The sequence below is a fragment of the Pseudomonas sp. PSPC2-3 genome (genome assembly GCF_049898265.1).
GTDB lineage: Bacteria > Pseudomonadota > Gammaproteobacteria > Pseudomonadales > Pseudomonadaceae > Aquipseudomonas > Aquipseudomonas veronii.
Genome location: NZ_JAFCXJ010000009.1, coordinates 58,758 through 77,176 on the forward strand (window position 1 = coordinate 58,758; position 18,419 = coordinate 77,176).

An 18,419-nucleotide genomic window follows, 5' to 3' on the forward strand; every position below is an offset into this window, starting at 1 on the left:
GGGGGTGCCCTGTGGCGCTCAATAGCATCGAAGAACTGGTTGAAGATATCCGCCAAGGCAAGATGGTCATCCTGATGGATGACGAAGACCGTGAGAACGAAGGCGACATCATCATGGCCGCCGAGGCGTGCAAGCCGGAGCACATCAACTTCATGGCCAAGCACGCCCGTGGGTTGATCTGCATGCCCATGAGCCGCGAACGCTGCGAGTTGCTCAAGCTGCCGCTGATGGCGCCGCGCAACGGTTCCGGGTTCGGCACCAAGTTCACCGTATCGATCGAGGCCACCACCGGCGTGACCACCGGGATCTCCGCCGCCGACCGTGCGCGCACCGTGCAAGCGGCCGCCGCGAAAGACGCCAAGGCCGAAGACATCGTCAGCCCGGGCCACATCTTCCCGCTGATGGCCCAGCCGGGCGGCACCCTGGCCCGCGCCGGCCACACCGAAGCCGCCTGCGACCTGGCGCGCATGGCCGGTTTCGAGCCGAGCGGGGTGATCTGCGAAGTGATGAACGACGACGGCACCATGGCCCGTCGTAGCGAACTCGAAACCTTTGCCGCCCAACACAACCTCAAGATCGGCACGATTGCCGACCTGATTCACTACCGGATGATCCACGAACGTACCGTTCAGCGGATTGCCGAGCAGCCGCTGGACAGCGAACTGGGCCAATTCAACCTGGTGACCTACCGTGATTCGGTGGAAGGCGACGTTCACATGGCGCTGACCCTGGGCACCATCTGCGCCGACGAACCGACCCTGGTGCGCGTGCATAACATGGACCCGCTGCGCGACCTGTTGATGGTCAAGCAACCTGGGCGCTGGAGCCTGCGCGCCGCGATGGCCGCGGTGTCCGAGGCCGGCAGCGGGGTGGTGCTGCTGCTGGGCAACCCGGTGGATGGCGACGTCTTGCTCGCGCATATTCGTGAGTCCGCCGAGCAAACCCAGGTCAAAACGCCGACCACCTACAGCATCGTCGGTGCCGGTTCGCAGATCTTGCGTGACCTCGGCGTGCGCAAAATGCGCCTGATGAGCGCACCGATGAAATTTAATGCGATATCCGGTTTCGACCTGGAAGTTGTAGAATACGTGCCCTCCGAATAAAGGCTGGCGATTTTCGCCCCTTGTTCGCGGTTAAATCATCACTGAGGGACGCACTTTTCGCGTCCCGGCTCTTTAAGAGATTTGTCGAATGACCCTGAAGACCATCGAAGGTACCTTCATCGCCCCCAAAGGCCGCTACGCCCTGGTGGTTGGCCGCTTCAACAGCTTCGTGGTTGAAAGCCTGGTAAGCGGTGCCGTGGACGCCCTGGTTCGCCACGGTGTGAGCGAGAGCGACATCACCATCATCCGTGCCCCTGGCGCCTTCGAAATTCCACTGGTTGCGCAAAAAGTTGCGCAACGGGGTGAATACGCGGCGATCGTCGCCCTGGGCGCGGTCATTCGTGGCGGTACGCCGCACTTCGAATACGTGGCTGGCGAATGCACCAAGGGCCTGGCCCAGGTGTCCATGGAGTTCGGCGTACCGGTTGCATTCGGCGTGCTGACCGTGGATTCGATCGAACAAGCCATCGAACGTTCCGGCACCAAGGCCGGTAACAAAGGTGCTGAAGCTGCCCTGTCCGCCCTGGAAATGGTCAGCCTGCTGGCGCAGTTGGAGGCCAAGTGATTTCCGACGAGAGCGATCGTTTCAACCCGCGCGACCCACGCCCAGCCGACGCCGGCAAGCCGTCCAAGAGCGTCAAGCGTCGCGAAGCGCGTCAGCTTGCGACCCAGGCGCTGTATCAGTGGCACATGGCGAAAACCTCGCTGAACGAAATCGAAGCGCAATTTCGCGTCGATAACGATTTCAGCGACGTCGATGCCAGCTACTTCCACGACATCCTACACGGCGTCCCGGCCAATAAGACCGAGATCGACATCGCGCTGGCACCGTGCCTGGACCTGACCCTCGACGAGCTGGACCCGGTTGAACTGGCCGTACTGCGCCTGTCCACCTGGGAACTGCTCAAGCGCGTCGACGTGCCGTACCGCGTGGTGATCAACGAAGGCATCGAACTGGCGAAAGTCTACGGTTCGACCGACGGTCACAAGTTCGTCAACGGCGTGCTCGACAAGCTGGCCCCGCGCCTGCGCGAAGCCGAAGTGAAGGAACACAAGCGCTGATCCGCGCTTGAGTTCCCGATGGGCGAGTTTGAGCTGATCCGCAAATACTTCGCCGCCGCGCCTTGTGCGCAGGGCGGCGAGGGCATTGCCCTGGGGATCGGCGATGACTGCGCCTTGCTGGCGCTCCCCGCCGGGGAGCAGTTGGCAATCTCCACCGATACCTTGGTGGCCGGCGTGCATTTCGCCGACCCCTGTGATCCGTTCCTGCTCGGCCAGCGCTCGCTGGCCGTGGCGGTGAGCGATCTGGCCGCCATGGGCGCCGACCCCATCGCGTTTACCCTGGCCCTCACAACCCCCGCCGTCGATGCCGATTGGCTGCAACGCTATGCCCAGGGTTTGAACGCCATGGCGCAGAGCTGCCGCGTGGGCCTGGTCGGCGGCGACACCACGCGCGGGCCGCTGAGCCTGACCATGACCGTGTTCGGCCGTGTGCCGGCCGGGCAAGCGTTGACCCGCAGCGGTGCGCGGCCGGGTGACTTGCTGTGTGTGGGCGGGGAATTGGGCAACGCGGCGGGAGCGCTGCCGTTGGTGCTGGGCCAGCGCAGCGCCGAGGCCAGCATCGCCGACCCGCTGCTGGCGCATTACTGGTCGCCGCAACCGCAGTTGGCCTTGGGCGTTGCCCTTCGGGGCAAGGCGACGTCTGCAATGGATATTTCCGACGGGCTCCTGGCCGATTGTGGGCATATCGCCAAGGCATCGGCTGTCAGCCTGCTGGTCGAGCGCCAGCGACTGCCGTTATCCAAGGCCTTGCTCGCGTTTGTCGGCGATGACGCGGCGCGGGTGGCGGCCTTGAGTGGCGGCGACGACTATGTGTTGGTGTTCACCCTGCCACCGGCCGCGCTGGCACCATTGCTGGCGGGCGGCTGGCCGGTGCATGTGATCGGCCGGGTCGAGGCGGGTCAGGGCGTGACGCTGCTCGACGCGAACGGGCGCGACATCACCCCGGCCGTTCGCGGTTATCAACATTTTCGCGAGACGCCCTGAGTCAGCATTCAGACCTGCATAGAACCGAGACGAAGGCCAATCGAGCCGATTGATCTTTATCAACGATAATTCAGCTTAAGCGTCTGTAGGAACGTGCTGTTACAATGCCCGCCTCTGTGAAATCTGAAATCAGGAGCACACGGTGCCCGTCGTTTTCGTCGCTGCTTCCAAGCTGCCTACCCCTTTTGCCATGTTCACCATGCATGGCTTCCTCGAAGAAGCCAACGGGCGCGAGCACGTCGTGCTCAGCCTGGGCGATATCGCCGATGGCGCGCCGGTACTGGGCCGCATCCACTCCGAGTGCCTGACCGGCGACGCGCTGTTCAGCCAGCGCTGCGACTGTGGTTCGCAACTGGAAGCGGCGATGCGCGCCATTGCCCATGAAGGCCGCGGCATCTTGCTGTACTTGCGCCAGGAAGGTCGTGGCATTGGCCTGCTGAACAAAATCCGCGCCTACGAGTTGCAGGACGGCGGCGCCGACACCGTTGAAGCCAACGAGCGCCTGGGCTTTGCCGCCGACCAGCGTGACTACGGCATTTGCCTGCCGATGCTGGAGCACCTGGGCGTGAAATCCCTGCGCCTGATGACCAACAACCCGCGCAAGGTCAAAGCCTTGACCGAGATGGGCATCACCGTCGCCGAGCGCGTGCCGCTGCACACCGGGCACAACCCGCACAACAAGCTCTACCTGGCGACCAAAGCCAGCAAGCTCGACCACATGATGGGCAACGAGCACCAGGGCGAGGTCGACCGCGCGTGACTCGAGGCCAGGTGAAACGGCGACTGTCCTTCAATTGGTGGCAGTACCTGGCGCTGGCGTTGCTGCCATTGTTCGTGATCAACCTGGTGTTCGCTCAGGCCGAACCGCTGTTGCCGGTGCTGGCCATGCCGTTCTTCATTGCCGGCGTGGCCTCGATGTTTCTCAGCCTGCGCTATTTTCATGGCTATAAACATGCGTTGATCGCCACCTCTAAAGCCCTCGACACCGCAGAAGAGCCGGCGGCCTGGATCACCCTCGCCGCCCGTCGGCGCACGGCGTTGCTGATTGCCTCCGTGCCGGCCTGGATCGGTGCGCTGGCGGTATTCGTCGGCCTGGAAGCGGTGCCGTTGTTCCTGCTGGCGTTGTCTACCCTGGTGTTGTTTTACCTCTACCGCATCCCGCGTCAATTGGGATGAAGTCTCGCTGGCTGGCGCTCCTGCTGCTGGCGTTCGCTGCCCAGGCCCTGGCGGTCGAGCGGGTGGTCAGCCTGGCGCCGTCGCTGTCGGAAATCGTGGTTGAACTGGGCGCTGCCGACCTGTTGGTGGGCGTGCTCGACGGCGGCGAGCGGCCAGCGGCGCTGGCGAAGGTCGCGTCGGTCGGGCGCTATGGGCAATTGAACATCGAGCGCTTGCTCAGCCTCAAGCCCGACCTGATCCTGCTCTGGCCCGGCAGCGTCGGCCCGGCCCAGCGTGAACAGTTGCAGCGCCTGAATATCCCGGTCTACGTCGCCGAACCCCATAACCTCGAACAACTGACCCAGCAGGTCCAGGCCATCGCCGAGCAACTGGGGCGCGCCGACGCCGGCCGGCAATTGTCTGCGCAGTTGCGCCAACGCCTGGCCGGGTTGCGCCAGCGCTATCAGCGTGCCGAACCCTTGCGGGTGTTTTACCAAGTGTGGAGCCCGCCTTTGTACACCGTGGGCGGTGGGCAGATCATCAGCGATGCGCTGAGTGTGTGCGGCGCGCGCAATGTGTTCGACGACCTCACGCTGCCCGCGCCGCAGGTCAGCGTCGAGTCGGTGCTGCAGCGCAACCCCGAGGTGATTCTGGCGGCGGATCAACCGCAGTTGGATGCCTGGAAAGCCTGGCCGCAGCTGGCGGCGGTGGCGCAGGGGCGTTTGCTGTTGGTTCCGGACAAGGGGCTGGAACGGCCGAGCGGGCAGATGTTGGAAGCCTTGGCGCGGTTGTGTCAGGTGATTGCGCCGAACCGCTGACGCAATCGCAGGCACACCGACGTTTCTATCAGAGCGTCGGCGTCCAGGTCACGCCAACCCTCCACACCCGACCTTCTTCCCGATAGTCCTGATTGTTCAGGAACGCCGGATCGTCATAGCTGTAACGTGCCCGAGCGTAAGTCTTGTCCAGCACGTTATCGACTTTCAGCGACAACGCCACTTCCCGGCTGAGCGCCCAACTGCTGCGCAGCCCGAGCAAGGCATAACCGCTCAGGCGATTGCGATTGGCTTCGTCGTCGTAGCTGCTGCTGATCGCCTGCCAGCTCGCACCGACGCCGAGTTGATCGAATTGCCGATCCAGGTCCAGGTTCAGGGTGCGCCGCGCGCGGCGGGCGAGGGTGTGGCCGCTGTCGCGGTCGCGCGGGTCGATCAGCGAAACGCCCAGGTTGCCCTGCCAGCCGAACAGCTCGTGCTTGAGCGCGGCTTCAAAACCATTGATCCGCGCCGCTGCGACGTTCTGCGGTTTGCCGCCGTCGAGAATGATCGCGTCGCTCAAGTCGGTGCGGTACAGCGAGGTTTCCAGGCGCGTGTGGTCGCCGAGCTGGCTGCGCCATTGCAGTTCGTAACTCTTCGACGTCTCGGGCTGAAGATTCGGGTTGCTGTACTGCGTGTCCGGGTAATAGAGGTCATTGAAGGTCGGCGCGCGGAAGCCTTCGCTGTAGCTGAGCAGCACATCGTTGTCGGGGTTGATCGGCACGGTGAGGGTGCCGCTCCAGCTGTTCTGGCTGCCAAACTGTTGGTTCTGGTCATGGCGCAGGCCCAGTTCGGTGGAAAACCACTCGCTGCGGAAACGATGCTGGACAAAGGCGGCGCGGTTCCAGCGGCTGTTTTCGGTAAACGTGGTGGAGCCGTGGAAGCGGTCTTCGTACCAGTCGCCGCCGAGGATCAGGCTGTTGCGCTCATTCAGCGTCAGGTCGTTCTGCCAGTTGAGCGAGTCGCGGTAGGTGTTGAACACGCTGAAGTCATCGCTGAGCGTATCGCGCTTGGTGTCGCGGTTCTCGCTGTGGCCCAGTTCCAGGCGCGATTGCCAGCGTTCGCTGAGGCGGGCGTCGGCATAGCCGCTGGCGCTGCTCACGGCGTAGTCGGTGTAGGGTTTCTGGCCGACGCTCTGGCCGGTGGCGACGTCGTAGCGGCCGAAGCTGTTGTCGTACTCCGACTTGCCGCGGCTATCCAGCAGGTTGAAACCGGCTTCCAACGCGTCACTGAAACTGTGGCTGAGGTTCAGGCTGACGGACTGGTTGCGGTAGGCATCATGGTCGCCATCGCTGGGAAACGAGGTGTGTGTCGAGTTGATGCCGGCGCTTTCATCCAGGCTCGCGCCCAGGTTGAAGCGCGTGTGTTCGTCGCCGCCGGACAGCCCGAGGCTACGCTCCCAGCTCTGGTGGCTGCCGAAGCCCAACCGCAGGCGCGGTTGCAGGCCCTGTTCGGCGTTGCGCCGGGTAAACACCTGGATCACCCCGCCAATCGCATCGCTGCCGTAGATCACCGAGCGCGAGCCGCGCAGTACTTCGACGCGCTCGATCTGGTCCACATTCAGGTATTGCAGGCCGCTGTCGCCGGAGGTGGCGTTGGCGATGCGCTGGCCGTCCACCAGCACCAGGCTTTGCGCGGACTTGGTGCCGCGCAGGTAGATGCCCGGCAAACTGCCACGGCCGCCGGTGGGCGCCACTTGCACGCCGGGCACGCGGCTGAGCAGGTCGGTCAGGCTGGTGGGTTGCAGGCGGTCGATGTCGTCGCGGGTGAAGACGGTGTTGGCGGCGCTACTGTCGTTGCGCGCCTGGACCTGGCGGTTGGCGCTGATGACCACGTCGGGGAGTTTCAGCGCGGCGTCGCGGGTGTCGGCGAGCAGGTCGTGGGCTGGCAGAAGCAGCAAGGGCAGGGCAAGGCGCAGGTGATTCATAGAGCGGTCCATAGCTTTTTGTAGGAGCGAGCTTGCTCGCGAAAAACCTGAGGACGCCGCGTGCATACAGAGTGCACGCGTCATCGTTGACGTTTTTCGCGAGCAAGCTCGCTCCTACAGAAGTCTCGGGGGGTTATAAACCCAGGAGTGTCATGCGTTCGCGGACCGACGCCTCGATACCCGCCTCGTCGAGCCCGCACTCGGCGAGCATCTGCGCCGGCTTGGCGTGTTCGACGTACACATCCGGCAAGCCCAGGTGCAGCACCGACTTGAGGATGTTCTCGCGCGCCAGGAACTCGCTGACCGCCGCACCGGCACCGCCCATGATGGCGTTTTCTTCGACCGTCACCAGCAGTTCGTGGCCGGCGGCGATCTCGCGCACCAGCGCTTCATCCAGCGGTTTGACGAAACGCATGTCGACCACGGTGGCGTCGATCTTCTCGGCGACTTTCAGCGCTTCGGCCAGTTGCACGCCGAACACCAGGAACGCGGTCTTGCTGCCTTGGCGTCGCACAATGCCCTTGCCGATTTCGATCGGCGCCAGGTCTTTTTCGATCACTGCGTTCGGGCCGGTGCCGCGCGGGTAGCGCACGGCGGCCGGGCCGTTGTAGAGGTGGCCGGTGCTGAGCATCTTGCGCAGTTCGTTTTCGTCGCTCGGCGTCATCACCAGCATGCCGGGGATGCAACGCAGGTAGGACAGGTCGAAGCTGCCGGCGTGGGTCGGGCCGTCTTCGCCGACCAGGCCGGCGCGGTCGATGGCGAACAGCACGTCGAGGTGCTGCACCGCGACGTCATGCACCAACTGGTCATAAGCGCGCTGCAGGAAGGTGGAATAGATCGCCACCACCGGCTTGGCGCCTTCGCAGGCCATGCCTGCGGCGAATGTCACCGCGTGCTGCTCAGCGATGGCGACGTCGAAGTAGCGCAGCGGGAAACGCTCGCTGAACGCCACCAGGTCGGAACCTTCCTTCATCGCCGGGGTAATCCCCACCAGGCGCGGGTCGGCGGCGGCCATGTCGCACAGCCATTCGCCGAACACACCGGAGTACTTTGGCCCGCTGGCTTTTTTCGGCGCGGCGGCGGGGGCGTCCAGGGGGTCGAGCTTGGTGATCGCGTGGTAACCGATCGGGTCGACTTCCGCCGGGGCGAAGCCTTTGCCTTTCTTGGTGACGATGTGCAGGAACTGCGGGCCTTTGAGGTCACGCATGTTGCGCAGCGTGGCGATCAGGGTCGGCAGGTCGTGGCCGTCGATGGGGCCGATGTAGTTCCAGCCCAGCTCTTCGAACAGCGTGCCGGGCACCAGCATGCCTTTGGCATATTCTTCGGTGCGGCGGGCGATTTCCCACGCGCCGGGCAAGCGCGACAGCACTTTCTTACTGCCTTCGCGCATGCTGGCGTAGGTCCGGCTGGAAAGGATCTTCGCCAGGTAGTTGGACAGACCGCCGACATTGCGCGAGATCGACATGTCGTTGTCGTTGAGGATCACCAGCATGTTGGCGTCCACTTCCGGCGCATGGTTCAGCGCCTCGAAGGCCATGCCGGCGGTCAGCGCGCCGTCACCGATCACCGCAATCGCCTTGCGATCGCTGCCTTGCAGACGCGAGGCAATCGCCATGCCCAGCGCGGCACTGATCGAGGTGCTGGAGTGGCCGACGCCAAAGGTGTCGTACTCGCTCTCCGAGCGACGCGGGAAGGCGGCGATGCCGTCCTTCTGGCGCAGGGTGCTCATGCGCTCGCGACGGCCGGTGAGGATTTTATGCGGATACGCCTGATGGCCTACGTCCCACACCAGCCGGTCGTCCGGGGTGTCGAACACGTAATGCAGCGCGATGGTCAGCTCGATGACGCCCAGGCCGGCACCGAAATGCCCACCGGTCTGGCCGACCGTGTAGAGCAATTCCAGGCGCAATTCATCGGCCAGGGTTACCAGCTCGGCTTCACCCAGACGACGCAGGCCGTCCGGCGTGACAGCACGGTCGAGCAGAGGCGTGGACGGGCGTTTGCGGGGAATCTCTTGAAACGTCGTGGGCATCAGGCGAATCGTTATAGGTATAGAAGAGGCGGCAGTTTACCTCAAGCATCGCAAACTGCCCACGCAGAGCACCGAACTTGACCGATATGTGGCTGTAATGGCCGCGGTTATCAGTGACGACGTTCGACGATGTACCGCGCCAGGTCTCGCAGGGGCTCGGCTGCTGCGTCGAAAGGTCGCAGGGCGACCAGGGCCTGGTCGCGCAGTTCCAGGGCGTAAGCCTTGGCGGCATCCAGCCCGAGCAGCGCAGGATAAGTCGGTTTGTCCCGTGCGATATCGGCGCCCTGGCGTTTGCCCAGGGTGGCGGTGTCACTTTCTACGTCGAGAATGTCGTCCTGCACCTGGAACGCCAGGCCGATGGCCCCGGAGTAAACCTGCAAGGCCGCCAATTGCGCGGCTTCGGCACGCCCACTGGCCAGGGCGCCCAGGTGGACGGCGGCTTCGATCAGGGCGCCGGTCTTGTGCCGATGCATGTGTTCGAGGGCCTGTTGATCGAGCTTCTGGCCCACCGAGCCGAGATCGATGGCCTGGCCACCGACCATCCCGGCGGGGCCTGCGGCAACCGCCAGGGTGGTGACCATGCGCAAGCGGATCTCGGCATTCACGCGGCTCAAACTCGGGTCGAGCAATGCGCTGAACGCCAGGCTTTGCAGGCCATCGCCGGCGAGGATCGCGCAGGCTTCGTCAAAGGCTTTATGGGTGGTCGGCTGGCCGCGACGCAGGTCATCGTCGTCCATCGCCGGCAAATCGTCATGCACCAGGGAATAGGCGTGAATCAACTCCACCGCGCAGGCCGCGCCGTTGGCCTGTTCGGCAGGCGCGCCGAGGGCTTCGCAGGCCGCATAGGCCAGCAACGGGCGCACCCGCTTGCCGCCATTCATCACGCTGTAGCGCATGGCCTCGTAGAGCCGTTTCATTTCCGGGCTTGGCGCAACAAACAAGGGCTCCAGCGCCGCATTGACCCGGGCTTGGCTACTGGCCTGATACGCGTCGATCATTCGGGCTGTTCCGCATCGAAAGGTTCTTCGGCCAACTCCCCGTCGCGTTCGAGCAACACCTGGACCTTCTGCTCCGCCTGCGCCAACGCGCTCTGGCAGTCGCGGGTCAGGCCGATGCCTTGTTCAAACGCCGTCAGCGAGTCTTCCAGCGACAACTCGCCGTTCTCCAGACGCTCGACCAGGGTTTGCAGGTCGGCGAGGGATTGTTCGAAATCGAGTGCAACTTTTTTGCGGGCCATGGCGGCTATTCCGGTAGACGGTAAACCGGCGCGACACTAGCAGACATGGGGGATGGGGGCAAATGAACGGGGCGACTGAGCCGATTGCGCGGTCGCCTGTTACTGCGCCGCCGCGGCGCGCAAATAGTTATACACACTGGCCCGGGAAATCTTGAAGTAGTCGCCGACGTAGTCGACAAAGTTACGCACATCCAGCAGGCCGTGCTCCCGCGCCTGCACCAGCACCTGGATGATTTCGCCACGGCCGAAATCGGCGGGTTTCAAATGATTTTCGGCGGCGAGGGTTTCGATGATCTCATTGAGTTTTTCCCGCCAATCGCCGCTGAACAGCGATTCTGGGCGCCCCTGGGACTGCTGGCCTACGGCAAAGCCGCTGATCAGTTTCTGCACTTGGGCCAGGGCGGTCACATCGAAGTTCAGGCACAGCAAGGCGCAGGGTTCACCGTTGGCGGCACGGGCGACGAGGGAGATCGAACGCAACTGACGGCTGTTGATCCCGGTCTTTTCATACGGCCCGACGGTGTCGGGTCCGGCAGCCAACTCAGCCAGGTCAGTGATCAGCGATTCATCCCCGACCTGACGTCGGGAAAAACCATTGGCGATGTGGGCAATACGCCCGGTGTGCAGGTCGTGTACCACGGCTTCCAGGTCCGGATAGAGCAGGGCGGCGATGCCGTCGGCGGTTGCCTTGATGAATGCGATATCGACCATGGGTTAACCGGGCACTGGAAAAAGGAACGGTGATTGTACGCAGGCGTCCGAACAGTTGTCAGTCCACGGCCTGCATGCGCTGCACCGCGAGGGTCGCCAGTGCGATGTCCTGAGCGGCCAGGCCGGTCAGGTCAGCGATGGTCAGGTCATCGTCGCGGAAACGCCCGCGTGCCTTACCGGCCAGCACATGGCCGAGGGAAACGTCGGCCTGGTCGCTGATCAAATGGGCCCGTACTGCGTGGCTCATTTCGCCATGGTCCAGGCATTGGGCACGGTCATCGGTCATGAGCACCCGTGCCCTCTGCAGCAGCAACGGGTCCAGTTCCTGTTTGCCTGGGCTGTCTGCGCCCAGGGCGACAATATGAGTGCCTGTACGCACCATGTCGGCCGGTACGATTGCCTGGGTCGACGGCGTGCAGGTAATCACCAGATTGCACTGTGCGAAAACAGCCTCAACGCTGTCGGCTGCTTGGGCTTTCAACCCAGCTTGCTGCAGTGCGTTGGCGAGGTGTTGTGCCCGCTCGGGAGAGCGTCCCCAGATCACCACACGCTCGATTCCCAGCAGTTCGCAGGCCCAGCGCGCCTGCAGTTGCGCCTGATGCCCGCTGCCGAGAATGCCTAGCGCGCTCACCCGTGCGGGCGCCCCGGCCCGTGCGGCCAAGGCACCGGCGGCGGCAGTGCGGCAACTGGTCAGCCAGCCTTCGTCGTTGAGGATGGCGCGGGTCTTGCCGGTGTGAGAATCGAACACCAGCACCAGGCCATTATTGGTCTCCAGGCCGCGGGAAGGATTCTCATAAAAGCCCATGGCCAGCTTGACCACAAACACCGAACTGTCTTTCGCGTAGCCGGACTTGATATGACAGTCCCCCGGCGGGTTTTCAAACAACAACACCCCCGGCGGCGGGGCCACGATGCGGCCGTCGGCGTGACTGATCAATGCCTGTTCCACCGCGTGCAGCATGTCTTGGCGCGACAGCGCGGCGCGCAATGCACTGAGTTCGTAAACCGCCAGTGGCACCGCGCTCATCACGCACGCTCCTGCGGGGGAACGCAGGTTTTAAGCTTGAAGTCCGAGAGTGTGGTCATGGCGCGCTCCTGAATATCAACGGGACGAAAGCGCGACACTAACCTGATTTGTATTTATTGTCTAATTTGTACTTATCGTGCAATTCTGGTTTGAGTGTTTAAGCATCGCGTCAAACTCGACCAGCCCGGCCTGCATCTTCTGCAGTGCCGCCATCTGCAGCGCCAGCTCCTCCTGCTTGCGGGCAATCGCCTGGCTCGCGCGCGCCCAGGGCAGCGCGTCGCCCTGGTGCCCGTGCAAAATGGCCTGTAACTCCTTGAGCTTGAAACCCAGTTGCTGAGCACACTTGATCAACATCAGCAGCTCGACACTCTGCGCCGAATAGACCCGATACCGCCCCGCTCTCTGCGGGCTGGGAAGCAGGCCGATCGCTTCATAGTGACGAATCGCCTTGATGGTCGTGCCCGACAGTTGCGCCGCTTTGCCGATGAACATGAAAACGCCCTTTTCCAAATAATCCGCCGGCCCGCGTCAGCCAACGAGCGCGTTGCGCGGGCGTGGAACCCAGCACCGGCCCGAGCAACAAGGTCTTGGTCACCGTTATGCCGCAAAACGCCAGCGTCGTCTTGCGCATCTGATGAATGCCCGGCATGCGGTAGAACCAGCGGTAATACCATGGCGGCGTATCGAGCGTCACCAGCAAGTGCGCGGTTCGGCCATGCAGCAGCTTGTCAGGAAATGCCTTGCCTGCACGGTACTTGAAGGCGAAGCCGGGTAGGAAAACTCTATCGATAAAGCCCTTCATCAACGCCGGAATACCACCCCACCAAATCGGCAAGACAAACGCCAAATGGGTGGCCCACAGGATATCTGCCTGGGCACCGAGCAAATCGGCTTCCAGGGCTTGAATGTCGGTGTAACCGTGATGCAGCACCGGGTCGAAAGCCAGCGTGCCCAGCCGTAGGACGCGTACTTCATGGTCGGCGTTTTTGGCCGATTGGATGTAGGTGTCCGCCAGTGCCGAACAGAAACTGGTGCTGGAGGGATGGCCGAGGATGACCAGAATGCGCTGAACCATGGGGATGAGTCCTGAAACGGGGTTGCAGGGTAGGGGCTGCCGTATAGGGGAGAGTCAAGGGCAATAGCGCGATGCGGCTTGCCCCACGTTTTGCCCCGTTACTCATAAAACCCCGGTCTCAAGTGCTTGAGATTCGTCACCGATGAACAGCGGCTGGAACGTTTTGCTTGGCACGTAGCCGGTTATTTTTTTGTCATGTGTAAGGTTTTGAGGCGCATGTTCGGTGATGTGCATATTGATGTCGTTGGCGGCCTGCCGGCGTTTGCTACCAACGCTCTGGATCACGTGCCCCGTGGTCTGCCGGCCCTCCTGCCGGAGGACAATCTCGATCAAGTAGTGGCGAAGTGCCAGGTCCCAGTAAACCTGTTCAATGGAATGCATGCGTTCCATCCCCTCGTGACGTGTGCGAATACTTTACCTGTATAAGTCTACATTCTAGACCTGTCGTCTATTGCTACATATCGTGTGGCTGTCGTTTAAACAAATCGAGTACACGCAAGGAAGTACGCATGACTATGGCAGAAGCAGTGTCGACAGGGGCATTGGTAGTGTTGGGGAGCATCCTGCTGGTGCTCCTGCTGCAATACTTGAGGCTGCGTGAGCTCTGGAAAATGGCGCTTACCTGCCGCCGGAACGCGCGCTGGGGGCGGATCTATGAGGCTGAGAACCGGGAGTTGCGTTCTGCACTGCGCGCTGAGAAGGCGCATATCAAGCAGTTGCAGAGGAAAGTCGGGCTTTTGCAAGGGGGGGTGACTGCGCAGGAGGAATAGGTAGAGAAGGATGTCTCGCTGATCACTTTTCAGACGAGAGCAGGAGCGTCAAAAACAATACCCGTTGGAGCCTATCCTCCCAACCGCTGCGCTTGACAGGGATGGTGGCAAAGTGCGATTGAGGCTTTAGGATTTTGGGTCCGGGGCGATAACCTTTTTTTTAGCGCGCCCTCTTTTGAGCGCCGCGTAGCGACGGAGAATAGAACAATGGCAAGTATGGAAGCTCAACTGGAAGAGCAGTTCGATAAGGAAATGGCGTCGGTCAAACGCCCGAACCTGATGATTGTTGGCGGCACCGGTGTTGGAAAGAGCAGCCTGATCAATCATATCTTCGGCAAAACGATTGCCAAGGTCGGTACCGGGCAGCCTGTCACTCGCGGTTGTCATCGCTACGAAGACGCCAACATCCCTCTGGTCATCTTTGATACCGAAGGTTATGAGGTGACAGAAGGCAAACCCTCGACAGGCAACTTTCGGGAAAAAATCATCCCGGAGATCAAACAGCGCAAGTTCAAGGCGCTGGATGAACAGATCCATCTCATTTGGTACTGCCTCAGCGTAGCCAACCACCGGGTTACTGATTTTGACCTGGACAACTTGCGATTGATTACCGGTGAACTGGATATTCCGGTGGCTGTGGTACTCACCCAGTGCGATGCCGAACCCGTCGATGATGAGGGCAACGGTGAGACTTCCCGGGCGTTTCGCAACGTGCTGCGCGAGCACGGTATTCATTGTGAGGTTTTCGAGACCTGTGCAAATAACCCCAGCCACGATCCAGAGCTGAAACTGGACCTTGAAAAGTTAATTGCCTGGTCGAGTGCATCACTCAAGGACGATGCGCTACGCCAGTCCTTCGTGGCTGCCCAGATCGCGTCGCTACCAGCCAAACGCAGCGAGGCGATGACCATCATCATGACCTACAGCGGCACCACCGCCGCCAGCGCCGGACTTAACCCGGTGCCGATGTCGGACGCGTTACTCATTGTGCCTCAGCAGATGGCGATGGCGGCATCGCTGGCCAAGCTCTACGGGTTTGGCTCGATGGGTGAAATGGCCGTCAGCCTGCTCAAGGGCCAGATCCTCAGCCTGGTGGGGCGTCAGTTGGCAGCCAGCCTGACCAAGATGATCCCCGTGCTTGGGCAGATCATTAACGCCGCTGTTGCCGGGGCGATCACCGGAGCGCTGGGCTTGGCCCTGGTCGAGGTCTATGAACGCGCCGTGGACGGCTACCTGAAGACAGGCAAGTCACCGGACTGGGCTCGCCTCTTTTCTAACGAGCAGTTCATGCAGGCGTTCAAGATTGCGCTGGGAAAATGGGGCAATCAAAAAGCTTGAAGCCACTTGGCGCACTCTGAAGGCCGTGGCGAGAGACAGATCTGTTTCTAGGCAGGCCTTCATCCCCCTTCAGCGGTTCAGGGTTTAGAGAGACATGGATCAGTTCGCGATCAACATCATCGTGCTGGGTAAAAGCGGCGTCGGCAAAAGCAGCTTCTGCAACTATCTTTTTGACCAGGTGGGTTTGTTTGAGACGGGAAGTGGCAAGCCCGTCACCTCCTGGGAGAAAAATTTTCAGTCGCACACCTTCGAGCACCAGGGGCACCTGTTGAATGTGTTCGACAGCGTTGGCCTGGAAGCTGACAACTATGAGCGATGGCTCCAACAGTTCGACCGTTTCATGCAGCAACATCGTGCGCGCCCGATGGAACCGGAAACCTGGATTCATGGTGCCTTCTATGTGATCAACGCCAGCTCCGCACGGCTGGAACCGGTGGATGTGAATCTGATCAAACGGCTCGGACTGGATGCCAGGATTCCCCTGCAAGTCATCCTGACCAATGCCGACGTTGCGGGCGATAAGGTCGAGGCCCTCCAGCGAGAAATTCACCAACTATGCCCGGGTGTATCGGTGACGCCGCTGTGTTCGGTATCGGTACGTAGGCGTGGTGGTCAGTCGACGCAAGCCTTTGGTCGCGATGAAGTGCTTTCGCTCTACCTGGAACAGTCGCATGCCTTTCTCAGCAAGCGTCTGGCTGCGATGAGCTGCTTGAACTTCAAAGGTGTGCTTCGCCAAATGCGCGATACGGTCGTTGCCAAGATCGAAAAGGCAGACCTCAGCATCTTTAGAATCGCGGACCTCGATCTGGATACGGAAATCGAGTTGCCCGATTTTGATGAGGTGTTTTCCGATCTGAAAGGCTTCGATGACTACCTCTCATCCTTTGGTTTCATGGGGGACTGGGAGACCAGCGATGAGCTGGAAAACGCAGTGACCCGTGTGTTTGACGACTTCCAGCGAGAGATGGAGGGCCGCTTCAAAGAGATCGAAGACGGGTTCGAGTCCGATAGCCTCCTGCGCAAGGTGGGCGCGCTCTATGAGGCGGCAAAAATCATCCTGACGTTGAAATCGACCATGATTGAATGGCTGGATGACGGTTTTGGCCGTGTCCACGCAGAACTCGACAGGCTCTTCGTCAAATATGCCGAGGACGACAACTTCTTCGCCAGTCATCTAACGGGACGCGTCTTCATCAGGCCCAAACTGTTCGGCATTTTCTAAGCACGGGCTGCATCAGCGCTATTTAAGGAAGAGCATTAACCATGGGCTTCGATTCGATTTATGCGGTGCTGCCAGACCACGCGGCCGAGATAAGCCGCTTGCAGTACTTGTTGGCTGACGCACGGCTGCCGGTGGTTTCGGTGATCGGCAAATACAACCATGGCAAGAGCTCCTTGCTCAACGCCCTCGTGGAGCGCGAGCAGTTCGCCGTGTCGGATGCTCGGGAAACCACCGTATTGAGCTACTTCGAGCCTGAACGCCTGAGTTGAACCTGTCCTCTTATCGTGACGCCGCTCATGCTGGGCGGCTGCTTTTTTTTTGCAAAGGAATGACGCGGCATGAATCGAATGTTTGTAAGCCCTTGGTTGTCGGTATCCCCCAACGGCCCGGTGACCTGTGCTCACCCCCGCGCACATGACTATGTTCATTTACGCCAAGGCGAAATGGATGGTGCCTGTGGACCTTACTGCGTGGCGATGACCTTGATCGCATTGGGCGTTATGTCCCGCGAGCAGGCTCAATCACTCGACAGTTACGATGGCCGAACCCGACTGGGTCGCTTTCGCGAAAGCCTACTGGCCTTCGGCGCCCTGGTGTCGGAAGGCGCCGACGATTTCGATGTGAGCTGGCTGGTTGATGTGTTCAAGCACGCCGGGGTTGTGACCGAAGTGCTGGATGCAGCGCCGCGACGACAGACGACCATCCGCAATATTGCCGACGCCGTCGACAACCGCAAAATCCCGATCGTCTGTGTCGATTGGGACGACGGCCTGGCGGCGCATTGGCTGCTGGTTATCGGCTATCAGGGTTACCAGGCAAACGATGACGATGAATTACAAATCACCCACCTGCTGTGCCTCGACCCCACCAGTGACGCCCCACGGGTGTCACTTTGGAATGCAGTGATCGAAGTCTTCACCGAGGAGGGTAAATCGGTGAACGAAGGTCGTTACTACTGCCAGCACTGGGGCCCCAACGCCGCGCCGACGGCCTGCCGAATTGCTCAGAGTGTTTTGGTGGGGCTCGATAAAAAAGCCGAGTCCAACTATTTCTACTGAGTAAAGTGCGGGCGCCGCACCGTCCATCGCAGCACCTAACGAAGCAAGCCTGCTTTTTCAAGCAGGCTTATCGTTGACGGCAGTTTTCTTACTTCTGCTGCGCCGTCAGCGCCGCATAACCATTCATCAAGTTGCGATAGTTCGGAATACGCTGGGACAACAGATTGCCCAGGCCTTCGATATCGTTGCGCCAGTCGCGATGCAGCTCACACGCCACCGAAAACCAGTTCATCATCTGCGCACCGGCCTGCGTCATCCGGCTCCACGCCGCCTGCTGCACCGTGGTATTGAAGGTGCCCGACGCATCCGTCACCACAAATACATCAAACCCCTCCGCCAGCGCCGACAACGTCGGGAACGCCACGCACACATCCGTCACCACACCGGCAATGATGATCTGCTTACGCCCGGTAGCCTTGATCGCCTTGACGAAGTCTTCGTTGTCCCACGCATTGATCTGGCCAGGGCGAGCGATGTACGGCGCGTCCGGGAACATCTCCTTCAACTCCGGCACCAGCGGGCCGTTAGGGCCTTGCTCGAAGCTGGTGGTGAGGATCGTCGGCAGGTTGAAGAACTTGGCCAGGTCCGCCAGGGCCAGCACGTTGTTCTTGAACTCGTTGGGCGAGAAGTCCTGCACCAGGGAGATCAGACCGGTCTGGTGGTCGACCAGCAGGACTACGGCGTCGTCTTTGTTCAAGCGGTTGTAGGTTGGCGTGCTCATGGTTGAATCCTTTTTTGTTTAAGTGGGTTGGGCGTTGCGTTCAACATGGGCACAGATTAATGGGTGGGACGTGGGGGATAAATCGGCTGGGAGGCGTCTTACTGTCAACTTAAAAGGGACAATTGGTTGAGCTACCCGCAGTATCGGTCCTTTTCACTTGCGGGATGTTTCCTAGAGAACTCCAG

Annotated in this window: 21 protein-coding genes and 1 pseudogene; 12 read left to right on the forward strand and 10 right to left on the reverse strand. The window is 61.3% G+C overall.

Annotation, left to right across the window (positions count from 1 at the left end; translation table 11 throughout):
* The first annotated feature begins 11 nt into the window (after positions 1-11).
* From ribBA to ACP7E3_RS20995, 7 genes are all read left to right on the forward strand, one after another.
* Entirely contained in the window at positions 12-1,103 is a 1,092-nt protein-coding gene (gene ribBA, locus ACP7E3_RS20965; protein WP_046381892.1) for a bifunctional 3,4-dihydroxy-2-butanone-4-phosphate synthase/GTP cyclohydrolase II, read from the forward strand.
* An 88-nt stretch (positions 1,104-1,191) separates the two neighbouring features.
* Positions 1,192-1,668, forward strand: a complete 477-nt coding sequence (gene ribH, locus ACP7E3_RS20970; RefSeq protein WP_017849577.1) for a 6,7-dimethyl-8-ribityllumazine synthase — start codon at positions 1,192-1,194, stop codon at positions 1,666-1,668.
* On the forward strand, positions 1,665-2,165 hold the full coding sequence (nusB, locus tag ACP7E3_RS20975) for a transcription antitermination factor NusB (RefSeq protein WP_017849576.1): 501 nt from the start codon (positions 1,665-1,667) through the stop codon (positions 2,163-2,165). Before ribH ends, nusB begins: the two co-directional genes overlap by 4 nt.
* Positions 2,166-2,183: 18 nt before the next feature.
* Positions 2,184-3,149, forward strand: a complete 966-nt coding sequence (thiL, locus tag ACP7E3_RS20980) for a thiamine-phosphate kinase (RefSeq protein WP_198864490.1) — start codon at positions 2,184-2,186, stop codon at positions 3,147-3,149.
* A gap of 142 nt (positions 3,150-3,291) precedes the next feature.
* Positions 3,292-3,909 (forward strand): GTP cyclohydrolase II, encoded by a 618-nt coding sequence (gene ribA, locus ACP7E3_RS20985; RefSeq protein WP_017849574.1) that lies wholly within the window; start codon positions 3,292-3,294, stop codon positions 3,907-3,909.
* Positions 3,906-4,325 (forward strand): nuclear fragile X mental retardation-interacting protein 1, encoded by a 420-nt coding sequence (locus ACP7E3_RS20990; RefSeq protein WP_026140360.1) that lies wholly within the window; start codon positions 3,906-3,908, stop codon positions 4,323-4,325. Before ribA ends, ACP7E3_RS20990 begins: the two co-directional genes overlap by 4 nt.
* Complete coding sequence (locus ACP7E3_RS20995; protein WP_426124241.1) at positions 4,322-5,122, forward strand: cobalamin-binding protein; 801 nt, start codon at positions 4,322-4,324, stop codon at positions 5,120-5,122. Before ACP7E3_RS20990 ends, ACP7E3_RS20995 begins: the two co-directional genes overlap by 4 nt.
* A 28-nt stretch (positions 5,123-5,150) precedes the next feature.
* On the opposite strand, the gene ACP7E3_RS21000 is transcribed toward ACP7E3_RS20995, so the two are convergent.
* From ACP7E3_RS21000 to ACP7E3_RS21040, 9 genes and pseudogenes are all read right to left on the reverse strand, one after another.
* Positions 5,151-7,043: a TonB-dependent receptor domain-containing protein gene (locus tag ACP7E3_RS21000; RefSeq protein WP_426124243.1), complete on the reverse strand. Its 1,893-nt coding sequence runs from the start codon at positions 7,041-7,043 to the stop codon at positions 5,151-5,153.
* Positions 7,044-7,176: 133 nt separating this feature from the next.
* Positions 7,177-9,075, reverse strand: coding sequence for a 1-deoxy-D-xylulose-5-phosphate synthase (gene dxs / locus ACP7E3_RS21005; protein WP_046381896.1), 1,899 nt, complete (start codon positions 9,073-9,075; stop codon positions 7,177-7,179).
* Between the two features lie 110 nt (positions 9,076-9,185).
* Positions 9,186-10,073: a (2E,6E)-farnesyl diphosphate synthase gene (ispA, locus tag ACP7E3_RS21010; protein WP_169881747.1), complete on the reverse strand. Its 888-nt coding sequence runs from the start codon at positions 10,071-10,073 to the stop codon at positions 9,186-9,188.
* Entirely contained in the window at positions 10,070-10,312 is a 243-nt protein-coding gene (locus ACP7E3_RS21015) for an exodeoxyribonuclease VII small subunit (protein ID WP_003176346.1), read from the reverse strand. The genes ispA and ACP7E3_RS21015 overlap by 4 nt, the downstream gene beginning before the upstream one ends.
* Before the next feature lie 99 nt (positions 10,313-10,411).
* Positions 10,412-11,023, reverse strand: a complete 612-nt coding sequence (locus tag ACP7E3_RS21020; RefSeq protein ID WP_126589118.1) for a helix-turn-helix transcriptional regulator — start codon at positions 11,021-11,023, stop codon at positions 10,412-10,414.
* Between the two features lie 58 nt (positions 11,024-11,081).
* Positions 11,082-12,050, reverse strand: a complete 969-nt coding sequence (locus ACP7E3_RS21025) for an ornithine cyclodeaminase (RefSeq protein ID WP_426124246.1) — start codon at positions 12,048-12,050, stop codon at positions 11,082-11,084.
* A gap of 120 nt (positions 12,051-12,170) precedes the next feature.
* On the reverse strand, positions 12,171-12,542 hold the full coding sequence (locus ACP7E3_RS21030; protein WP_057005484.1) for a MerR family transcriptional regulator: 372 nt from the start codon (positions 12,540-12,542) through the stop codon (positions 12,171-12,173).
* Positions 12,481-13,125, reverse strand: a complete 645-nt coding sequence (locus ACP7E3_RS21035) for an NAD(P)H-dependent oxidoreductase (RefSeq protein WP_128191669.1) — start codon at positions 13,123-13,125, stop codon at positions 12,481-12,483. The genes ACP7E3_RS21030 and ACP7E3_RS21035 overlap by 62 nt, the downstream gene beginning before the upstream one ends.
* A 123-nt stretch (positions 13,126-13,248) precedes the next feature.
* A pseudogene (locus ACP7E3_RS21040) lies at positions 13,249-13,515 on the reverse strand (WYL domain-containing protein); the annotation flags it as partial.
* 119 nt (positions 13,516-13,634) lie between these two features.
* Between ACP7E3_RS21040 and ACP7E3_RS21045 the strand changes: the two are divergent.
* The 5 genes from ACP7E3_RS21045 to ACP7E3_RS21065 all read left to right on the forward strand — a co-directional run bounded on the left by ACP7E3_RS21045 (position 13,635) and on the right by ACP7E3_RS21065 (position 17,513).
* Positions 13,635-13,895, forward strand: coding sequence for a hypothetical protein (locus ACP7E3_RS21045; RefSeq protein ID WP_046381900.1), 261 nt, complete (start codon positions 13,635-13,637; stop codon positions 13,893-13,895).
* A 207-nt stretch (positions 13,896-14,102) separates the two neighbouring features.
* Positions 14,103-15,233 carry a YcjF family protein gene (locus ACP7E3_RS21050; RefSeq protein WP_046381901.1) on the forward strand — a complete coding sequence of 377 codons (1,131 nt, stop codon included), beginning with the start codon at positions 14,103-14,105 and terminating at the stop codon, positions 15,231-15,233.
* Positions 15,234-15,327: 94 nt separating this feature from the next.
* Complete coding sequence (locus tag ACP7E3_RS21055) at positions 15,328-16,455, forward strand: GTPase (protein WP_057005487.1); 1,128 nt, start codon at positions 15,328-15,330, stop codon at positions 16,453-16,455.
* Between the two features lie 41 nt (positions 16,456-16,496).
* Complete coding sequence (locus ACP7E3_RS21060; RefSeq protein ID WP_057005488.1) at positions 16,497-16,724, forward strand: GTPase; 228 nt, start codon at positions 16,497-16,499, stop codon at positions 16,722-16,724.
* Positions 16,725-16,793: 69 nt separating this feature from the next.
* Positions 16,794-17,513: a hypothetical protein gene (locus tag ACP7E3_RS21065; RefSeq protein ID WP_426124250.1), complete on the forward strand. Its 720-nt coding sequence runs from the start codon at positions 16,794-16,796 to the stop codon at positions 17,511-17,513.
* Between the two features lie 88 nt (positions 17,514-17,601).
* Here the strand turns inward: ACP7E3_RS21065 and ycaC are convergent, their stop codons facing one another.
* Positions 17,602-18,234, reverse strand: a complete 633-nt coding sequence (gene ycaC, locus ACP7E3_RS21070) for an isochorismate family cysteine hydrolase YcaC (protein WP_046381905.1) — start codon at positions 18,232-18,234, stop codon at positions 17,602-17,604.
* Between the last annotated feature and the right edge of the window lie 185 nt (positions 18,235-18,419).

Excerpts from the sequence above, each read along its gene's own strand:
- ACP7E3_RS21000 (WP_426124243.1), bottom strand. The coding sequence starts at position 7,043 with ATGAATCACCTGCGCCTTGCCCTGCCCTTGCTGCTTCTGCCAGCCCAC.
- ycaC (WP_046381905.1), bottom strand. The coding sequence starts at position 18,234 with ATGAGCACGCCAACCTACAACCGCTTGAACAAAGACGACGCCGTAGTC.
- ACP7E3_RS21030 (WP_057005484.1), bottom strand. The coding sequence starts at position 12,542 with ATGTTCATCGGCAAAGCGGCGCAACTGTCGGGCACGACCATCAAGGCG.
- dxs (WP_046381896.1), bottom strand. The coding sequence starts at position 9,075 with ATGCCCACGACGTTTCAAGAGATTCCCCGCAAACGCCCGTCCACGCCT.
- ACP7E3_RS21035 (WP_128191669.1), bottom strand. The coding sequence starts at position 13,125 with ATGGTTCAGCGCATTCTGGTCATCCTCGGCCATCCCTCCAGCACCAGT.
- ACP7E3_RS21045 (WP_046381900.1), top strand. The coding sequence starts at position 13,635 with ATGACTATGGCAGAAGCAGTGTCGACAGGGGCATTGGTAGTGTTGGGG.
- ACP7E3_RS21050 (WP_046381901.1), top strand. The coding sequence starts at position 14,103 with ATGGCAAGTATGGAAGCTCAACTGGAAGAGCAGTTCGATAAGGAAATG.
- ACP7E3_RS21060 (WP_057005488.1), top strand. The coding sequence starts at position 16,497 with ATGGGCTTCGATTCGATTTATGCGGTGCTGCCAGACCACGCGGCCGAG.
- ispA (WP_169881747.1), bottom strand. The coding sequence starts at position 10,073 with ATGATCGACGCGTATCAGGCCAGTAGCCAAGCCCGGGTCAATGCGGCG.
- ACP7E3_RS20995 (WP_426124241.1), top strand. The coding sequence starts at position 4,322 with ATGAAGTCTCGCTGGCTGGCGCTCCTGCTGCTGGCGTTCGCTGCCCAG.
- ACP7E3_RS21065 (WP_426124250.1), top strand. The coding sequence starts at position 16,794 with ATGAATCGAATGTTTGTAAGCCCTTGGTTGTCGGTATCCCCCAACGGC.
- thiL (WP_198864490.1), top strand. The coding sequence starts at position 2,184 with ATGGGCGAGTTTGAGCTGATCCGCAAATACTTCGCCGCCGCGCCTTGT.
- ribH (WP_017849577.1), top strand. The coding sequence starts at position 1,192 with ATGACCCTGAAGACCATCGAAGGTACCTTCATCGCCCCCAAAGGCCGC.
- ACP7E3_RS21020 (WP_126589118.1), bottom strand. The coding sequence starts at position 11,023 with ATGGTCGATATCGCATTCATCAAGGCAACCGCCGACGGCATCGCCGCC.
- ACP7E3_RS21025 (WP_426124246.1), bottom strand. The coding sequence starts at position 12,050 with ATGAGCGCGGTGCCACTGGCGGTTTACGAACTCAGTGCATTGCGCGCC.
- ACP7E3_RS21015 (WP_003176346.1), bottom strand. The coding sequence starts at position 10,312 with ATGGCCCGCAAAAAAGTTGCACTCGATTTCGAACAATCCCTCGCCGAC.
- ACP7E3_RS21055 (WP_057005487.1), top strand. The coding sequence starts at position 15,328 with ATGGATCAGTTCGCGATCAACATCATCGTGCTGGGTAAAAGCGGCGTC.